Source organism: Pseudomonas sp. 05T35, from assembly GCF_056396605.1.
This window is the reverse complement of record NZ_JBFTLU010000926.1, coordinates 1-524: the sequence shown is the minus strand read 5'-3', so window position 1 is coordinate 524 and position 524 is coordinate 1. Positions and strand designations below refer to the sequence as shown.

Sequence of the window (524 nt, the reverse complement as noted above, 5' to 3'; positions counted from 1 at the left end):
TGCTGGAACATGTCGATGACGATGTCGGGTTACTCAAGGCGTACGTCGATAAAGTCCCGTCCGGGAGTCGTTTCCTGATAACCGTGCCGGCGTTTCAGTTTCTCTGGAGTGGGCACGATGACTTTCTTGAACACAAACGGCGCTATACCTTGGCGCAAATGGAAGCAGTGGCCAGGGACTCCGGTTTGATAGTGAAGAAGGGGGCTTATTATTTCGGCGCGGTGTTCCCGATTGCAGCGACCCTGCGGTTGCTGTCCCAAGGCGCACAACCTTCGTCGCCACGCTCGCAACTCAAGCAGCACCATCCATTGGTCAATACGCTGCTCAAGACCTTGTGCAGTATCGAACGTCCGTTCATGGGCGCGAACCGCCTGGCGGGTCTGACGGTGTTCGTGCTGGCGCAGAAACCGTGACCTCAGCCGAAAAATCAGCCCTGATCAAGCGTGGCCTGCGTTTTGCCGTGACCGGGTTATTCGTAACGGCCCTGCATGCGGTGGTGGCCGTGTTGCTCATCAACTACGTGC

General features: G+C 57.1%; 1 pseudogene. It reads left to right on the top strand.

Annotated elements, in window-relative coordinates:
* Positions 1-413 (top strand): annotated as a pseudogene (locus AC1DH9_RS30725) (methyltransferase); the annotation flags it as partial.
* Between the last annotated feature and the right edge of the window lie 111 nt (positions 414-524).